Here is a 14279-nt window from a genome sequence, read left to right on the forward strand (position 1 = left end):
ATGCAGTTCGGACGCACCTACGAAGAGTTCGAGGTCGGGGCGGTCTACAAGCACTGGCCCGGGAAGACGGTCACGGAGTACGACGACCACCTCTTCTGTCTGCTGACCATGAACCACCACCCGCTCCACATGGACAGCAACTATGCGGAGAAGACGACCGATTTCGGCAAGAACGTCGTCGTCGGCAACTACATCTACTCGCTGCTCCTCGGCATGTCCGTGCCGGACGTCTCGGGCAAGGCGATCGCCAACCTGGAGGTCGAGTCGCTGAAGCACGTGGCGCCGACCTTCCACGGCGACACGATCTACGGCGAGACCACGGTCCTCGACAAGACGCCCTCCCGGTCCAAGTCGGACCGCGGGATCGTCTACGTGGAGACCAAGGGCTACAAGCAGGACGGCACGCTGGTCTGCGTGTTCCGCCGCAAGGTGATGGTCCCCACCGAGACGTACATCAAGGAGCGCGGCGGCGAGCAGCCCGGCCGGCCCGAACTCACCGCCCCGGCGGAGAAGAAGACGGAGAAGTAGTCATGGCGCGACTCGCCCAGACCGCCGGTCTGACCGACGTCCAGCGGGAGATCCTCTCCACGGTCCGCGATTTCGTGGACAAGGAGATCATCCCGGTCGCCACCGAGCTGGAGCACCGCGACGAGTACCCCCAGCAGATCGTCGACGGACTCAAGGAGCTGGGTCTGTTCGGTCTGATGATCCCCGAGGAGTACGGGGGCCTGGGCGAGTCGCTCCTCACCTACGCGCTGTGCGTGGAGGAGATCGCCCGCGGCTGGATGTCGGTCTCCGGCATCATCAACACCCACTTCATCGTGGCGTACATGCTCAAGCAGCACGGGACGCAGGAGCAGAAGGACCACTTCCTGCCCCGCATGGCGCTCGGCGAGACGCGCGGCGCCTTCTCGATGTCGGAGCCGGCGCTCGGCTCCGATGTGTCGGCCATCACGTCCAAGGCGGTCAAGGACGGCGACGAGTACGTCCTGAACGGCCAGAAGATGTGGCTGACGAACGGCGGATCCTCGAATCTGGTGGCCGTTCTCGTCCGAAGTGACGAAGGACACCCCGAGGGCACGGCGCCCCACAAGTCGATGACGACCTTCCTCGTGGAGAAGGAGCCCGGCTTCGGAGAGGTCCGCCCGGGCCTCACCATCCCCGGGAAGATCGACAAGATGGGTTACAAGGGGGTCGACACCACCGAACTCATCATGGACGGACTGCGCATTCCGGCCAATCGGGTCCTCGGCGGCACCACCGGCCGAGGGTTTTACCAAATGATGGACGGAGTCGAGGTCGGCCGCGTCAATGTCGCGGCCCGTGGCTGCGGCGTCGCACAGCGCGCATTCGAGCTCGGCGTCTCATATGCCCAGCAACGTCACACTTTCGGCAAGGCCATCGCTCAGCATCAGGCGATCCAGTTCAAGTTGGCCGAGATGGCTACCAAGGTCGAGGCCGCCCATGCAATGATGGTGAACGCGGCTCGCAAAAAGGACTCCGGGGAACGAAACGACCTCGAAGCAGGGATGGCGAAGTACCTCGCCTCCGAGTACTGCAAAGAGGTCGTGGAAGATGCTTTCCGGATCCACGGCGGCTACGGCTTCTCCAAGGAGTACGAGATCGAGCGCCTCTACCGTGAGGCACCGATGCTGCTGATCGGCGAGGGTACCGCCGAGATCCAGAAAATGATCATCGGGCGCCGACTGCTCGAAGAGTATCGACTCCAGGGCTAGATGTCCGGGTTCGGGGTGTTTTCTTCGCTAAGAAGGTCACACCCCGTCAGCTCTCTTCAGTCGTCGACTCCGCAACTTGGCTTGCCCAGTTGCGGTCTGCGACCGGTACGATCGCGTGAAAGCCGCCGTCCCCCGTTCGAGCGCGGCATCATCCGCTACGAAGGTCATCCATGCCCCACAGCCAAACCTCTGCACCTCGCGGCCGGGTCCGCCTCGCGCGCGGAGCATCGCCGTGGCTTCTCCCGACCGTTGCCACCGCAGCACTCAGTCTGGCCCGTTCGCGCCGTTCCGGCGCGGCCAAGGCCGTGGCCGTACCCGTCACCGCACTCGCGGCCGGGATGCTGTGGTTCTTCCGCGACCCCGAGCGTGAGATCGCGCAGGGCCGGGTCATCTCGCCCGCCGACGGAGTGGTGCAGAGCATCATGCCGTGGAAGGACGGGCGCACCCGCGTCGCGATCTTCATGAGCCCGCTCAACGTCCACGTCAACCGCGCGCCACTCTCCGGCACGGTGACGTCGGTCGAGCACATCCCCGGCGGGTTCGTCCCGGCGTTCAACAAGGAGAGCGAGAACAACGAGCGCGTCGTCTGGCACTTCGACACCGAACTCGGTGACATCGAGATGATCCAGATCGCCGGCGCCGTCGCCCGTCGCATCGTGCCCTACATCCCGCAGGGGACGAAGGTCGAGCAGGGTGACCGGATCGGCCTGATCCGCTTCGGCTCTCGCGTGGACATCTACCTCCCCGAGGGTGTCGAGGTCGACGTGGAGGTCGGTCAGAAGACCGTGGCTGGGGTGACTCGAATTGACCGTGATTGATCCCGAGACACAGGCCGGCTGGGTGCCGGAGGCCGATGAGATGGACGACGACGAGGAGATGCCTCTCTCGCTCCGTCTGTCGATAGCGGACACGCTCACGCTCGGCAACGCCACCTGCGGCTTCATGGCGGTGTACTACACCACCACCGGCATCCTGATCCCGCACCTCACGGGCAGCGACGAGTCGGGCATGGCCCGTCACTCCGCCGCGACGGCCGTGATCCTCATGCTCTGCGCCGCGATCTTCGACCTGTTCGACGGACTGGTGGCCCGCAAGCTGCGCTCCTCCCCCATGGGCGCCGAGCTGGACAACCTGTCCGACCTGATCAGCTTCGGCCTCGCGCCGGCGTACTTCGTGCTGGTCTACGGCATGGTCGCGGACGACGCCTACCAGAAGGTGGCGGCGGTCGGAGCGATCGTGGTGCTCCTGGCCGTGGTGCTGAGGCTCGCGAGATTCTCCTGCGTCACGGTGAAGGACGGCACGTTCCAGGGCATGCCGAGCCCGTTCGGCGCGCTGACGGTGGTCTCGATCATCCTGCTGGAGCTGCCCTTCGTCGCCACGCTCATGGCGATCATGGGCACCGCGTGGCTGATGGTGAGCCGGGTCGAGTACCCCAAGCCGCGTGGCCGCCTCGCGGTGGCGATGCTCTCCTGGATCGTGCTCTCGATGGCGCTCCTGGCGGCCTGGGCGTTCGACGCCCCCGGTGGCCAGCTGCTCCTCCAGACCGGTTGTGCGCTCCAGCTGGTCATGGGCGCGGTGATCCCGCTGTTCGCCACGGCCCGCCGGGTGAACAACTTCCGGGGCAACCGACGTGAGGCACGCGCCGCACAGCTCCCGTAACACCCCGTACGACACGGAAGGGCCCCGAACCACACGGTTCGGGGCCCTTCCGCTGTGCGGACCCACTGCGCTCCCGTGCGCCCCCGCGCGGGAGCGCAGTGGGTCATGCGCCGGGCGTGCGCCGGGGTCAGGCGCCGGGTGTGTACCCCTGGGCGACGGACGAGGCCTCCGCCTCACGGACGACCTTCATCCCGCCCACGGCGTTCTTGTCGGGCTGGAGGATGACGCTCTCCTTCGACGACGCCGACTTCGGGTCGGTGAAGTCCTGCGGGATGCCGAACCCCGTGTCGAGGGCGTCGATGGTCAGCAGGGCCTTGTCGACGCCCGCACGGGTGAGGTCCTTGGACGCGCAGGCCTTCTTCAGCGCCTCGCCGAACGCCGTCGCGGCCGTCCAGCCGGCCACCACGCCGTTGTCCAGGGAGTCCTTCGGGTAGGCGGCCTTGTAGTCCGCGACCAGCTTCTTCGCCTTCGGGGTGTCCGCTCCGATCGGCAGCGAGGGGTTCGCGACGTAGTAGTTCGCCTCCAGTGCCGGGGCGGCCGCGGTGGCCAGGAGCTGCGGGGCGAACGCCGAGTTGTTGCCGATGATCGGCACATTGAACTTGCCGGCCGCCGCGACCCCGACGAGCGAGGCCGCCTGCCGCGGTCCCGCGCTGATCACGACGGCCTTCACCCCGGCCTTCTTCAGCGCGACGACCTGGCCGGTCATGTCGTTGTCCGTGGGTTTGATCTTCTGCTCGACGACCTTGAGACCCGACTGCTCCGCCATGTACCGGGAGCCCGTCAGAGCGTTCTCTCCGTAGTCGCCCTCGAAGTACACGTGGCCGATGCTGTCGCCCTTCTTCAGGCCCTTCTCCTTCATCAGGAAGTCGATCGCGTTGATCGTCTCGATGTCGTACGTGGCGCCGATGGGCCGGATGTACGGGCTGCCCAGCAGGGTGGCCGACCAGGCCTGCGGCAGGACCAGGGCCTTGTCCTGGCCGTCGATGCGCTGCTTGACGGCCGCGACGAACGGCGAGCCGATGAACTGGGTGAAGCCCAGCACCTTCGGTGCCAGCTCCGTGTAGCCGGAGACGGCCTTCTGCGGGTCGTAGCCGTGGTCGCGGACCGTCAGCGCCAGCTTGTAGCCGCAGACACCGCCGGCGGCGTTGGTCTGCTTCACGTAGAGCTGCTGGGCCTGGGTGACGCTCTTGCCGAGTGTCGCGTAGACACCGCTCATGTCGGTGAGCACTCCGAGGCTGATCGTCTTCCCGGAGATCCCCTCGCCGGTCTTCACCCCGCCGGCCGCCCCCTTGTCGCCGTCGTCGTCCTTGGCCTTGGAACTGCATCCGGCCAGCACGAGCAGGGCGGCCAGCGCCCCGGCGGCCAGCCTCGCGGTGTGTGTCGTTCTCATTCTTCCTCCCCTGGAGTGGCCCCGGGACGGGGCGTGACGCGAAGCCGGGCGGCCACCCTGACCAGACCGCCCGGAAGGAAAAGCACCACCGCCACGACAGCGGCGCCGTACAGGTACCGGGCCGCCTCACCCGGCGCGATCCCGCCCATGCCCGGGTCGGAGACCAGGGGAAGGGTGTCGCTGTAGCGGGTCAGCAGCTGGGGCAGCAGCGAGACGAACACGGCCCCGGCGACCGCCCCGGTCACCGAGCCGAGGCCGCCGATGACGATCATGGCGAGATAGTCGAGCGAGAGGGTGATCCCGAAGTAGTCGGGCACCGTGCGCTGGAAGACCAGGGCGAGCAGCACCCCGGCCAGGCCCGCGTACATCGAGGACAGGACGAAGACGCCGGCGCGGTACCGGGCGACGGGCACGCCGATCACCCCGGCCGCGATCCGGTGGTCGCGGATCGCGTTCATCGCCCGGCCGGGCCGGCCGCGCAGCACCCCTCGGGCGAACAGCCCGCAGCCCAGGAGCAGCAGCAGACCCACGTACCAGAGCTTCTCGGCCGAGCCGAAGGGCACGTTCGCGACGACCAGCTCGCGGTCGTCGAAGGTGAGCCCGAAGAGGCTGAGCGGCGGTACGTCGCGGCCGTTGAAGCCGCCCGTCAGATCCCGGGCGTTGAACAGGACGTGCTGGCCGATGAAGATCAGGGCGAGCGTGGCGATGCCGAGGTAGGCACCGCGCAGCCGTCCCGCGATCGGGCTGAACAGGCCCCCGGCGATCCCGGAGACGGCCACGGCGAGCACGGCCGCGAGCCAGGCGGGCAGTCCGAGCCCGGTCAGCCCGTCGCCCCCGTCGGCGGCGAACACGCAGTACCCGTAGGCGCCGACCGCGAGGAAGAAGGCGTGCCCCATGGAGAGCTGTCCGGTCGCGCCGGTCAGGAGGTTCAGGCCGATGGCGCCGATCGCGGCGGCCATCGCGAACAGTCCGGCCTGCAGCCAGAAGCGGTCGACGTAGAAGGGAAGCGCGAGCAGCAGGACGGCGCCGGCCGTCCCGGCGGCGGTCCGGGCCGCGGGGAGCCGGACCGTGCGCCGGCGGGCGGGGCGGGAGGCGCTGCCCGCCTCGTCGTGGGTGAGGACCTCAGACACGGGCGAGCTCCTTCGTGCCGAACAGCCCGGCGGGCCGGATGAGCAGGATCGCGACCATGACCACGTAGGGCGCGAGGTCGCCGAGGCCGCGCCCGAGGAAGGTGAGGTCGCTCTGGTAGCCGGTGGCCAGGGACTCGGTGACGCCGACGAGGAGTCCGCCGACCAGCGCGCCGGTCGTCGAGTCGAGGCCGCCGAGGATCGCCGCGGGGAACGCCTTGAGCGCGGCCAGCGAGGTGGCGCGTTCCAGCCCGGGTGTCGGGAAGACGGTCAGGAACAGCGCGGCGACGGCCGCGAGGCCGCCGGCCACCGCCCAGGCCCCCAGCGACACCCGGCCGAGCCGGACCCCCATCAGGGCGGCGGTCTCCGGGCTCTCCGCGGCGGCGCGCATCGCCACGCCCCAGGACGTGTACCGGAAGGCCAGCAGGAAGGCCGTGATGAGCAGGGCCGCCGCGACGAACGCCGCGATCCTGGTGTGGGCGATGGAGACGGGGCCGACGGTGAGGACGGCGTTGCCCCAGGGGTCGCCCAGCGCCAGCACGTCCGTGCCGATCCGCCGGGTCAGCTCGGTGGTGAGCAGGATGTCGACGCCGATGGTGACGATGGCGAGGACGCTCTGGTCGGAGCCCCGGTAGCGGCGCATCACCAGGAACTCCACGGCGGCCCCCACCAGCGCGGCGCCCGCGACCCCGGCGAGCAGGGCGGGCCAGAAGCCGATGTCGTCGTGGAGGGTCGCGGTGACATAGCCGCCCGCGAGCAGCAGGGAGGCGTGCGCGAAGTTGACGACCTCGGTGGCCCGGAAGATGACGACGAAGCCCAGGGCGATGAGGGCGTAGACGGAGCCCATGGACAGGCCGTTGAGCAGGAGTTCGACGAAGGTGCTCATGACGCGGTCTCCTCTGGCTCGGCGCGCTCGCCCAGATAGGCACGCACCACCGCCGGATCGTTCTGTACGTCTGCGGGGGCGCCGTCGGCGATCCGGCGCCCGAAGTCGAGTACGGTCACCGCGTCCGCGAGCCGCATCACCACCCCCATGTCGTGTTCCACGAGCACGATCGAGATGCCGAGGCTGTCGCGGACCCCCGCCACGACCGCGGCGGTTCGGCGCCGTTCGTCGGCGGTCATGCCGGCGACGGGTTCGTCCAGGAGCAGGACCCGGGGCTCCATGCACAGGGCCCGGGCGAGCTCGGCGAGCTTCTGCTGCCCGTACGGGAGCGAACCGGCGGGCCGGCCGAGCTGTCCCTGAAGGCCCACGAACGCGGCGATCTCGCGGACGCGTTCGCGGTGGCGCCGGTCCTCGCGGGCCGCCGAGGGCAGCCGCAGCCCGGCGGCGAGGAATCCGGCGCGGGTCAGCCGGTGCCGGCCGAGCATCAGACAGTCCTCGACCGTGGCGTGCGCGGGCAGGGCGAGGTTCTGGAAGATCCGGGCCACGCCGAGACCGGCGATCTCGTGGGGCGGCAGGCCGGTGAGCTCCTGTTCCCCGAGGCGGACGCTTCCGGCGGCGGGCCGGCAGACACCGGACAGCACGTTGAAGCAGGTGGACTTCCCGGCCCCGTTCGGGCCGATGAGGGCGTGCACGGTGCCCGGCCGCACGGTGAAGCTCACCGCGTCGAGCGCGGTCAGCCCGGCGAAGCGGACGGTCACGTCCCGGACGTCGAGCGACGGGATGCCGGAGGGCACGGCCTCCGGAGCTTCCGGGTGCGCCGGCGCGGTTGCCGGAGCGGCCGTGCTGGCCGTCGCGTTGTCGCGTTCTTCCACGGTGGGTTCACCCCTTCCAGCGGGTCAGGGACGGAAGGCCGTCGGGCGTGGCCGCCCCGTCGGCCGCGGCGTCCTCGTCGACCACGCCGAGATAGCGGCGGCGCACCTCGTCGGAGGCGGCGAGTTCGTCCGCGGGACCGGACAGGGTGACCTCGCCGACCTCCAGGACGTAGGCACGGGACGCGAGGCGCAGGGCGAGGGCGACATTCTGTTCGACGAGCAGGACGGAGGTGCCCTGTTCGTTGATCTCCCGCACGGTGTCGGCGATCCGCGCGGCCATCAGCGGAGCGAGCCCGAGGGAGGGCTCGTCGAGAAGCAGCACCTTCGGGGCGCCCATGAGCGCCCGGCCGACCGCGAGCATCTGCTGTTCCCCGCCGGACAGCAGCCCCGCCCGCTGGTCGGCGCGGTCGGCGAGGACGGGGAAAAGTTCGTGCACCCGCCGCAGGGCGCGCGCCCTGCCGACGCGGCCGCCGGTGCCGCCGAGGGCTCCGGCGCGCAGATTGTCCGCGACCGTCATCCGGCTGAACACCCGCCGCCCTTCCGGGACCTGGGACACCCCGGCGGCCACCACCCGGTCCGGCGGCAGCCGGTCCAGCGGGCGTCCGCCGAGAGTGACCGTGCCACCGGTGACCGCTCCCCCGTGGAAGGAGAGGGTCCGGCACACCGCCCGCAGCAGCGTCGTCTTGCCCGCGCCATTGCCGCCGAGGACCGTCACCACGGATGCCTCGGGCACCTCCAACGACACATGACGCAGTGCGCGTACGGGGCCGTATCCGACCGACAGTTCCCGCACGAGCAGAGCGGAACCGCCCATGGCATCTCCCTTGTCCTCGCTCGGTGTGGCGCTCACCTCAGCACCGGCGAAGACCCCCGTCCACGGGCTGCGGCCGAAACGCGGCGGGAGCCCACCGGTGGCGCCCGCCCGTTGTGCACGCGCACAACACCGCGTGTCAGGGGCCTGTGCGACCCCGTGTCCCGGTGGCATCCTCCGGCCATGGGAGGGCGCAGACCGCGGACCGGTCATGACTGGAAGCTGCTCGCGGAGTCGTGTACGGCTCTGCTGGAACGGCTGCCCGAGCTCGTCGACGAGCACGTCAGGCAGCTCACCGAGTACTCCCCCGTCTACGGACAGGTGCTGCCGTACGACCAGCAGTGGCGGGAGGCGGAGACCGCGATGCGCATCGGCATCAAGGCGATCTCCGCGCCGCGGGACTCACCGCGCCGCGATCTGGAGCACGCCGAGGAGGCGGGACGGCGGCGGGCCCACCAGGGGCTGCCGCTCGAACTCCTGGTGCACGCCTACCGTGCCGCGGGCTATCTGGTGTGGGACGCGCTGATGGAGAGCGCGGCGAGCCGGGAGCCCGAGCGGCTCGCGGTGCTCATGCGGTGCGCCACGATGGTGTGGTCGGCCGTGGACGCGCAGGCCACGACCGCGTCGGAGTCCTACCTCGCCACGGAACGGGAGCTGCGGCGGCGCACGGACGAGCAACTCCAGGCTCTGCTCGACGCGCTGCTCGAGGGTCAGGAGGCGCCGGGGCTCGCGGCGCGGGCGGCGGCCGGGCTCGATCTGCCCGAGCACGGACCGTACGCCGTCGTCGTGCTGCGGACGGAACGTCACGACGGACGGGACGTCTGCGTCCGGCCGATGGTGGGCGCGGGGCTGCGGTTCATCTGGCGGATGCGGGCCGACTGCGAGATCGCGGTGGTGGCGCTGGACGCCGGACAGGGCCTGGACGGGGTGGCCCGGCTGCTGGACGGACGGCGCTCGGGTCCGGGCGGCATCAGTCCCGTGGTCTCGGGTCTGGGCGAGCTGGGGCGGGCCCGGCGGTGGGCCGAACTGGCGCTGCGCACCTGTCCGCCGGACGCGACCGGTGTCGTACGCCTGGATCAGCGGATGCCGACGGCGCTCGTCGTGAGCCAGCCGGAGCTGGCGGCCCGGCTGGTGTCCGACGTGTTCGGCACGCTGCTCGAGCTCGAACCCGGGGACCGGGCCGTGCTGATCGAGACGCTGGACATGTGGCTGGCCTGCGAGGGTTCCGCGGGACGCGCGGCCGGACGTCTGTACTGCCACCGGAACACCGTGTTCAACCGCCTGCGCCGGCTGGAACAGCTCACCTCCCGCTCACTGGCCCGCCCCCGCGACCTGATCGAGATGACCCTGGCCCTGGACGCCTACCGGCTGGCGGGCGCCACGGCGGTCACGGGGGCGGGGCCGGGACGGTGAACCGGGAGCGGCCGGTCCGCGGCACGGCCCACGACGCCGGGGACGGCGGGCGGACCGCCCTCGGGCCGCCGTCCGAGGGGGGTGAAGTCCCCGGACCGCGGGTCCGGGAACGGTGAACTTCCGGCGACGGGTCCGGGAGCGGCGAACTCCTCGGGCGACGGGTCCGGGAGCGGTGAACTCCTCGGGCGACGGGTCCGCGCGGGCGGACCGGCCCTCAGACCAGGAAGTCCCGCCCGATGTTCTCCGCCACCCGCTCCAGGATCGGTCCGGCGTCGGCGATGCACCGCGCGATGTCGGGCTCGGCCTCGGTGAGGGGATAGGCCCGCCGGATGCCGGCCCTGCCGAGCGCCTCGGGCCGGAGCGCGAGGCGGCCGCAGACCGCGACGACCTCCTTGCCCCCTGCTCGGGCGGCCGCCGCGACCCCGGCGGGCGCCTTGCCGTGCAGGGTCTGCTCGTCCAGCGACCCCTCCCCGGTGATCACCAGCGTGGCGCGCTCCAGCGCGGGCGCGAAGCCGAGCACGTCGAGCATCACCTCGATGCCGGGCCGGAAGCGTGCGCCCAGGACCAGGGCCCCGTATCCGACTCCGCCCGCGGCACCGGCGCCGGGCGCGGTGGCGTACCCGGCGGCCTTCGGTCCGATCTCCTTCTCCATGACGCCGGCGAAATGGGCGAGGGCGCCGTCCAGCACCGCCACGTCGTCGGGACCGGCGCCCTTCTGGGGGCCGTAGACGGCGGGCGCGCCCGTCGGGCCGGTCAACGGGTTGTCCACGTCGCTGGCGAGGACGAGGTCGACCGAGGCGAGGCGGTCGTCGAGGCCGGACAGATCGGCGCTCTCCACATCGCCCAGCGCGGCGCCGCCGGGAGCCACCGGCTCGCCCTCCGCGTCGAGGAAACGCGCGCCGAGCGCGGAGAGCATGCCCGCCCCGCCGTCCGTCGTCGCGCTGCCGCCCACGCCGAAGACGACGGTGTCCACACCGGCGTCCAGCGCGGCCCGCAGCAGTTCCCCGGTGCCGTACGTCGAGGACGAGAGCGGCGCGAAGACGCCCTTGGGCAGCCGCTGGAGCCCGCTCGCCTCGGCCATCTCCACGACCGCCGTCCGCCCGCGCAGCGCGAACGCGGCCGTCACCTCGTGGCCCAGCGGTCCGGCGACGCGCACCTCGCGGCGCTCGAATCCGGCCGCGACCGCCGCGTCGACGGTGCCGTCGCCGCCGTCGGCCACGGGCAGCGACTCGATCTCGGCGTGCGGCGCGACCCGGCGCAGTCCGGCGGTCACCCGCTCCGCGACCTGTACGGCCGTCAGAGATCCCTTGAACTTGTCCGCCGCGATGAGCACACGCGGGGTCCGATCCACAGCAGCGTCCGCCACCTTGCATTCCCCTTGCTTCCGGGCCTTGCACACGTCAAGGCAGTCGCGCCGCTGCGACCATAGCCGGAGCGGACCCCCGCCGTCATGCCCCTGCCCATCCCCCGGGACCGGCCCTGGACCGGCCCGGGGACGGCCCGGGGACGGCCCGGGGACGGCGGCCGTCGGTCCGTCCGGCGCGGACGTCCGTGGGCCCGGCGGCTCCCGGAGCACCCGATTCCCTGCCTCCCGGCGAGCACGCCCGCCCGGAATTGGGTAGACCGGAGCCATGACCCCTGTGGGCACCGACTTCGCCGACCGCGTCCTCGGGGGCTGGCTCGGCCGGATCGCGGGCAACATGCTCGGCAAGCCGGTCGAGCAGGGCGACCACTGGACGCGGGACCGGATCGACCGCTATCTGCGGCAGGCCGCCGCCCTGCCCCTGACCGACTATCTCCCCGGACCCGCCGACGACGACGGGGGCGAGTTCGAGCTGCGGCCCGAGTGGCGTGACTGTGTGCGCGGCCGCATCCACGGCAGCTGCCGTGACGACGACGTGGACTACGCGATCCTCGGACTCGACCTGCTGGAGACGCACGGCTTCTCGTTCAGCACCGAGCAGGTCGGTGACCTGTGGCTGACGCGGCTTCCGTATCTCCAGACGTTCACGGCGGAGCGCGCCGCCTACCGCAACCTCGCCAAGGGTCTGAAACCGCCGGTGACGGCGACGTACGAGAACCCGTACCAGGAATGGATCGGGGCGCTGATCCGCGCGGACGTCTACGGCTGGACGTCGCCGGGGCAGCCGCAGCGCGCGGCCTCCCTGGCCCGCCGTGACGCGGTCCTGTCCCACACCGGCAACGGCGTGTACGGCGCGATGTGGGCGGCGGCGCTGATCTCCGCGGCCTTCACCGCCCCCTCCGTCCGGGACGCGCTGGACACGGCGCTCACCGTGATCCCCGCGAGCAGCCGCCTGTCCCGCACCGTGCGCCGGGTGCTCGCGCTCCACGAGACCCGGATGACCTGGGAGGACACGCTCACCGCCGTGTCCGAGGAGACCGCGGGGATGGGCTGGATCCACACGGTCCCGAACGCGGCGGTGCTGACCGCCGGGCTGCTGTACGGCGACGGGGACTTCACCCGCACCATCACGCTGACGGTCCGCGGCGGCCTGGACACCGACTCGAACGGCGCGACCGCGGGCTCCGTCGCGGGCGTCCTGTGCGGTGCGGAGGCGATCCCCCCGCAGTGGAAGGACCCGCTGGAGGACACCGTCCGCAGCGCGGTGTTCGGCTTCGACGGGGTACGGATCAGCGAGCTCGCGTCACGCACGGTCGCGCTGGTCGAAGCCTGAGCCCTGAGCCCTGGGCCCAGGGCCCTGGGCCCAGGGCCCTGGGCCGCCGCCCGCCGCCCGCCGCCCGCGAACGTACGGGTCTTCTCGCTACCCTTCGTGGGGTGACCACTTCGGACTTCGCCGCATATATCGCCGGCCTGCCCCGTGTCCTCGTCGGGGCCGCCGCCCTCCTCCGCGACGCCGAAGGGCGGGTACTGATCGTCGAACCGAACTACCGCAAGGGCTGGACCCTGCCCGGCGGAACGGTGGAGTCGGACGCCGGCGAGAGCCCCCGGCGGGGTGCGCGCCGCGAGACGGCCGAGGAGATCGGCCTCGACGTGGAGCTCGGACGGCTGCTGGCGGTCGACTGGGTCCTGGGGCCGGAGCGCCCGCCGATCGTGGCCTATCTGTACGACGGCGGGGTGCTCGGCGAGCGGGAACTCAAGGCGATCCGGCTCCAGGAGGAGGAGCTGCTGTCCTGGCGGCTGGTGCCGCGGGAGGAGGTGACCGCTCATCTGTCGGGCGCCTCGGGCCGTCGCGTCCTCGCCGCGCTCGACGTCCTGGCGGAGGGGTCGGGCGCGGCGGAACTGGAGAACGGCCACCGGGTGGGCTGACCGCGAGTCCGCCCACCACCCGGCGAAGGACGCGAGTCAGCCGAGGATGCGGGCTTTTTGTGCCTCGAACTCGGCCTCGGTGAGCACGCCCTGGGCCTTGAGGTCCCCGAGCTGCTTGAGCTGATCGATCTTGCTGGTCATCTCGTCGGCCGGCGCGGGGGGCGGAGGCGGGGGCGGGGGCTCCTGGTACTGCTGCTGGGCTTCCTGCTGTGCCCATCGTCCCTGCTGACGACGGGAGACACGGTTCGAGACGGCGGTGGCCGTACCGGCCACCACGGCGGTGCGGGCGACCCCGCGGAGGAGACCTGGCACGGTGGTTTCCTTTCCGGCACGAGACATACGGAACGAGCCCGAAAGGGATTCGATCCCCTGGGTGCGCCGAATTCGTCCCGGCGCATCGGGCAGAACCATTGGAGCACCGAACGGATTCCCCCGCACCTCGATCTCTCCCTCATCGGGCGCGATTTCCGACGATCTGCCGGTCTGTCATTCCCATGGCAAGCTGAAATGTGGGCCACCGGCCGTCGCCCGGTCAGTGGTGAGATCTACGCAGGAGGAGCTCGCTATGGCTACGACGGGTATGCACCGGCAGGGAACCGCCGGTAGTTCGGGGGCGTGGGTGTCCGGCTGGACCGCCTTCGCCGGAGTCATGATGATCTTCGGAGGAGCGATGGCGGTGTTCCAGGGCATCGCCGCCATCGCCCAGGACGACGTGTTCGTCACCACCCGCAACTACGTCTACACCTTCAACCTCACGAGCTGGGGATGGATCCATCTCACCCTGGGCGTCCTGGTCGTCCTCGCCGGCGTCGCCGTGTTCCGCGGCATGCTGTGGGCCCGGATCGTCGGCATCACCCTGGCGGGACTGTCGATGGTCGCCAACTTCATGTGGCTGCCGCACTCCCCGGTGTGGGCCAGCGTCCTGATCGCCGTCGACGCCTTCGTCATCTGGGCGCTGTGCGTCGGATCGGACCGGGACGCCCGTACCGCGTAGCCGCCCGCGATCTCCCCGGAGTCTCCGACCGGCGGGGGGGGGGGGGGGGGGGGGGGGGGGGGCGCGCCCGGCGGGGGGGGGGGGGGGGCCGGCGGGGCCGTG

Annotated in this window: 15 protein-coding genes; 8 read left to right on the plus strand and 7 right to left on the minus strand. The window is 71.2% G+C overall.

Annotation, left to right across the window (positions count from 1 at the left end; all coding sequences use genetic code 11):
- The 4 genes from ACFYW9_RS29105 (at position 1) to pssA (ending at position 3395) form a co-directional block, all read left to right on the plus strand.
- Positions 1-528: a MaoC family dehydratase gene (locus ACFYW9_RS29105; protein WP_261705053.1), complete on the plus strand. Its 528-nt coding sequence runs from the start codon at positions 1-3 to the stop codon at positions 526-528.
- Positions 529-530: 2 nt separating this feature from the next.
- Positions 531-1736: an acyl-CoA dehydrogenase family protein gene (locus ACFYW9_RS29110; RefSeq protein WP_387302300.1), complete on the plus strand. Its 1206-nt coding sequence runs from the start codon at positions 531-533 to the stop codon at positions 1734-1736.
- A gap of 170 nt (positions 1737-1906) precedes the next feature.
- On the plus strand, positions 1907-2554 hold the full coding sequence (locus tag ACFYW9_RS29115) for a phosphatidylserine decarboxylase (protein WP_261705055.1): 648 nt from the start codon (positions 1907-1909) through the stop codon (positions 2552-2554).
- A 22-nt stretch (positions 2555-2576) separates the two neighbouring features.
- Entirely contained in the window at positions 2577-3395 is an 819-nt protein-coding gene (pssA, locus tag ACFYW9_RS29120) for a CDP-diacylglycerol--serine O-phosphatidyltransferase (protein ID WP_351862365.1), read from the plus strand.
- A 127-nt stretch (positions 3396-3522) separates the two neighbouring features.
- Here pssA and ACFYW9_RS29125 read toward each other — a convergent pair whose 3' ends face one another.
- The 5 genes from ACFYW9_RS29125 to ACFYW9_RS29145 form a co-directional block, all read right to left on the minus strand.
- Complete coding sequence (locus ACFYW9_RS29125) at positions 3523-4785, minus strand: ABC transporter substrate-binding protein (protein WP_389156241.1); 1263 nt, start codon at positions 4783-4785, stop codon at positions 3523-3525.
- The gene (locus ACFYW9_RS29130) at positions 4782-5915 is read right to left on the minus strand and encodes a branched-chain amino acid ABC transporter permease (RefSeq protein WP_351862227.1); all 1134 of its coding nucleotides are present in this window, start codon (positions 5913-5915) and stop codon (positions 4782-4784) included. The genes ACFYW9_RS29125 and ACFYW9_RS29130 overlap by 4 nt, the downstream gene beginning before the upstream one ends.
- Positions 5908-6798, minus strand: coding sequence for a branched-chain amino acid ABC transporter permease (locus ACFYW9_RS29135; protein ID WP_266763814.1), 891 nt, complete (start codon positions 6796-6798; stop codon positions 5908-5910). The genes ACFYW9_RS29130 and ACFYW9_RS29135 overlap by 8 nt, the downstream gene beginning before the upstream one ends.
- Positions 6795-7580: an ABC transporter ATP-binding protein gene (locus ACFYW9_RS29140; protein ID WP_389156289.1), complete on the minus strand. Its 786-nt coding sequence runs from the start codon at positions 7578-7580 to the stop codon at positions 6795-6797. The genes ACFYW9_RS29135 and ACFYW9_RS29140 overlap by 4 nt, the downstream gene beginning before the upstream one ends.
- A 97-nt stretch (positions 7581-7677) precedes the next feature.
- Positions 7678-8484 (minus strand): ABC transporter ATP-binding protein, encoded by an 807-nt coding sequence (locus tag ACFYW9_RS29145; RefSeq protein ID WP_389156246.1) that lies wholly within the window; start codon positions 8482-8484, stop codon positions 7678-7680.
- Between the two features lie 180 nt (positions 8485-8664).
- Here ACFYW9_RS29145 and ACFYW9_RS29150 point away from each other — a divergent pair, with 180 nt between their 5' ends.
- Positions 8665-9894, plus strand: coding sequence for a PucR family transcriptional regulator (locus ACFYW9_RS29150; protein WP_389156249.1), 1230 nt, complete (start codon positions 8665-8667; stop codon positions 9892-9894).
- A 214-nt stretch (positions 9895-10108) separates the two neighbouring features.
- Here ACFYW9_RS29150 and ACFYW9_RS29155 read toward each other — a convergent pair whose 3' ends face one another.
- Complete coding sequence (locus ACFYW9_RS29155; RefSeq protein ID WP_351862363.1) at positions 10109-11227, minus strand: glycerate kinase; 1119 nt, start codon at positions 11225-11227, stop codon at positions 10109-10111.
- A gap of 298 nt (positions 11228-11525) precedes the next feature.
- On the opposite strand from ACFYW9_RS29155, the gene ACFYW9_RS29160 reads away from it, so the two are divergent.
- Positions 11526-12590 (plus strand): ADP-ribosylglycohydrolase family protein, encoded by a 1065-nt coding sequence (locus ACFYW9_RS29160; protein ID WP_351862224.1) that lies wholly within the window; start codon positions 11526-11528, stop codon positions 12588-12590.
- 101 nt (positions 12591-12691) lie between these two features.
- Positions 12692-13183 carry an NUDIX domain-containing protein gene (locus ACFYW9_RS29165; protein ID WP_389156253.1) on the plus strand — a complete coding sequence of 164 codons (492 nt, stop codon included), beginning with the start codon at positions 12692-12694 and terminating at the stop codon, positions 13181-13183.
- A 36-nt stretch (positions 13184-13219) separates the two neighbouring features.
- Here ACFYW9_RS29165 and ACFYW9_RS29170 read toward each other — a convergent pair whose 3' ends face one another.
- Positions 13220-13495 carry an SHOCT domain-containing protein gene (locus ACFYW9_RS29170; protein ID WP_351862221.1) on the minus strand — a complete coding sequence of 92 codons (276 nt, stop codon included), beginning with the start codon at positions 13493-13495 and terminating at the stop codon, positions 13220-13222.
- A 253-nt stretch (positions 13496-13748) separates the two neighbouring features.
- Here ACFYW9_RS29170 and ACFYW9_RS29175 point away from each other — a divergent pair, with 253 nt between their 5' ends.
- Positions 13749-14177, plus strand: a complete 429-nt coding sequence (locus tag ACFYW9_RS29175; protein ID WP_389156257.1) for a hypothetical protein — start codon at positions 13749-13751, stop codon at positions 14175-14177.
- Positions 14178-14279: the final 102 nt, after the last annotated feature.

The sequence above is a fragment of the Streptomyces sp. NPDC002698 genome (assembly GCF_042888945.1).
Classification (GTDB): Bacteria; Actinomycetota; Actinomycetes; order Streptomycetales; family Streptomycetaceae; genus Streptomyces.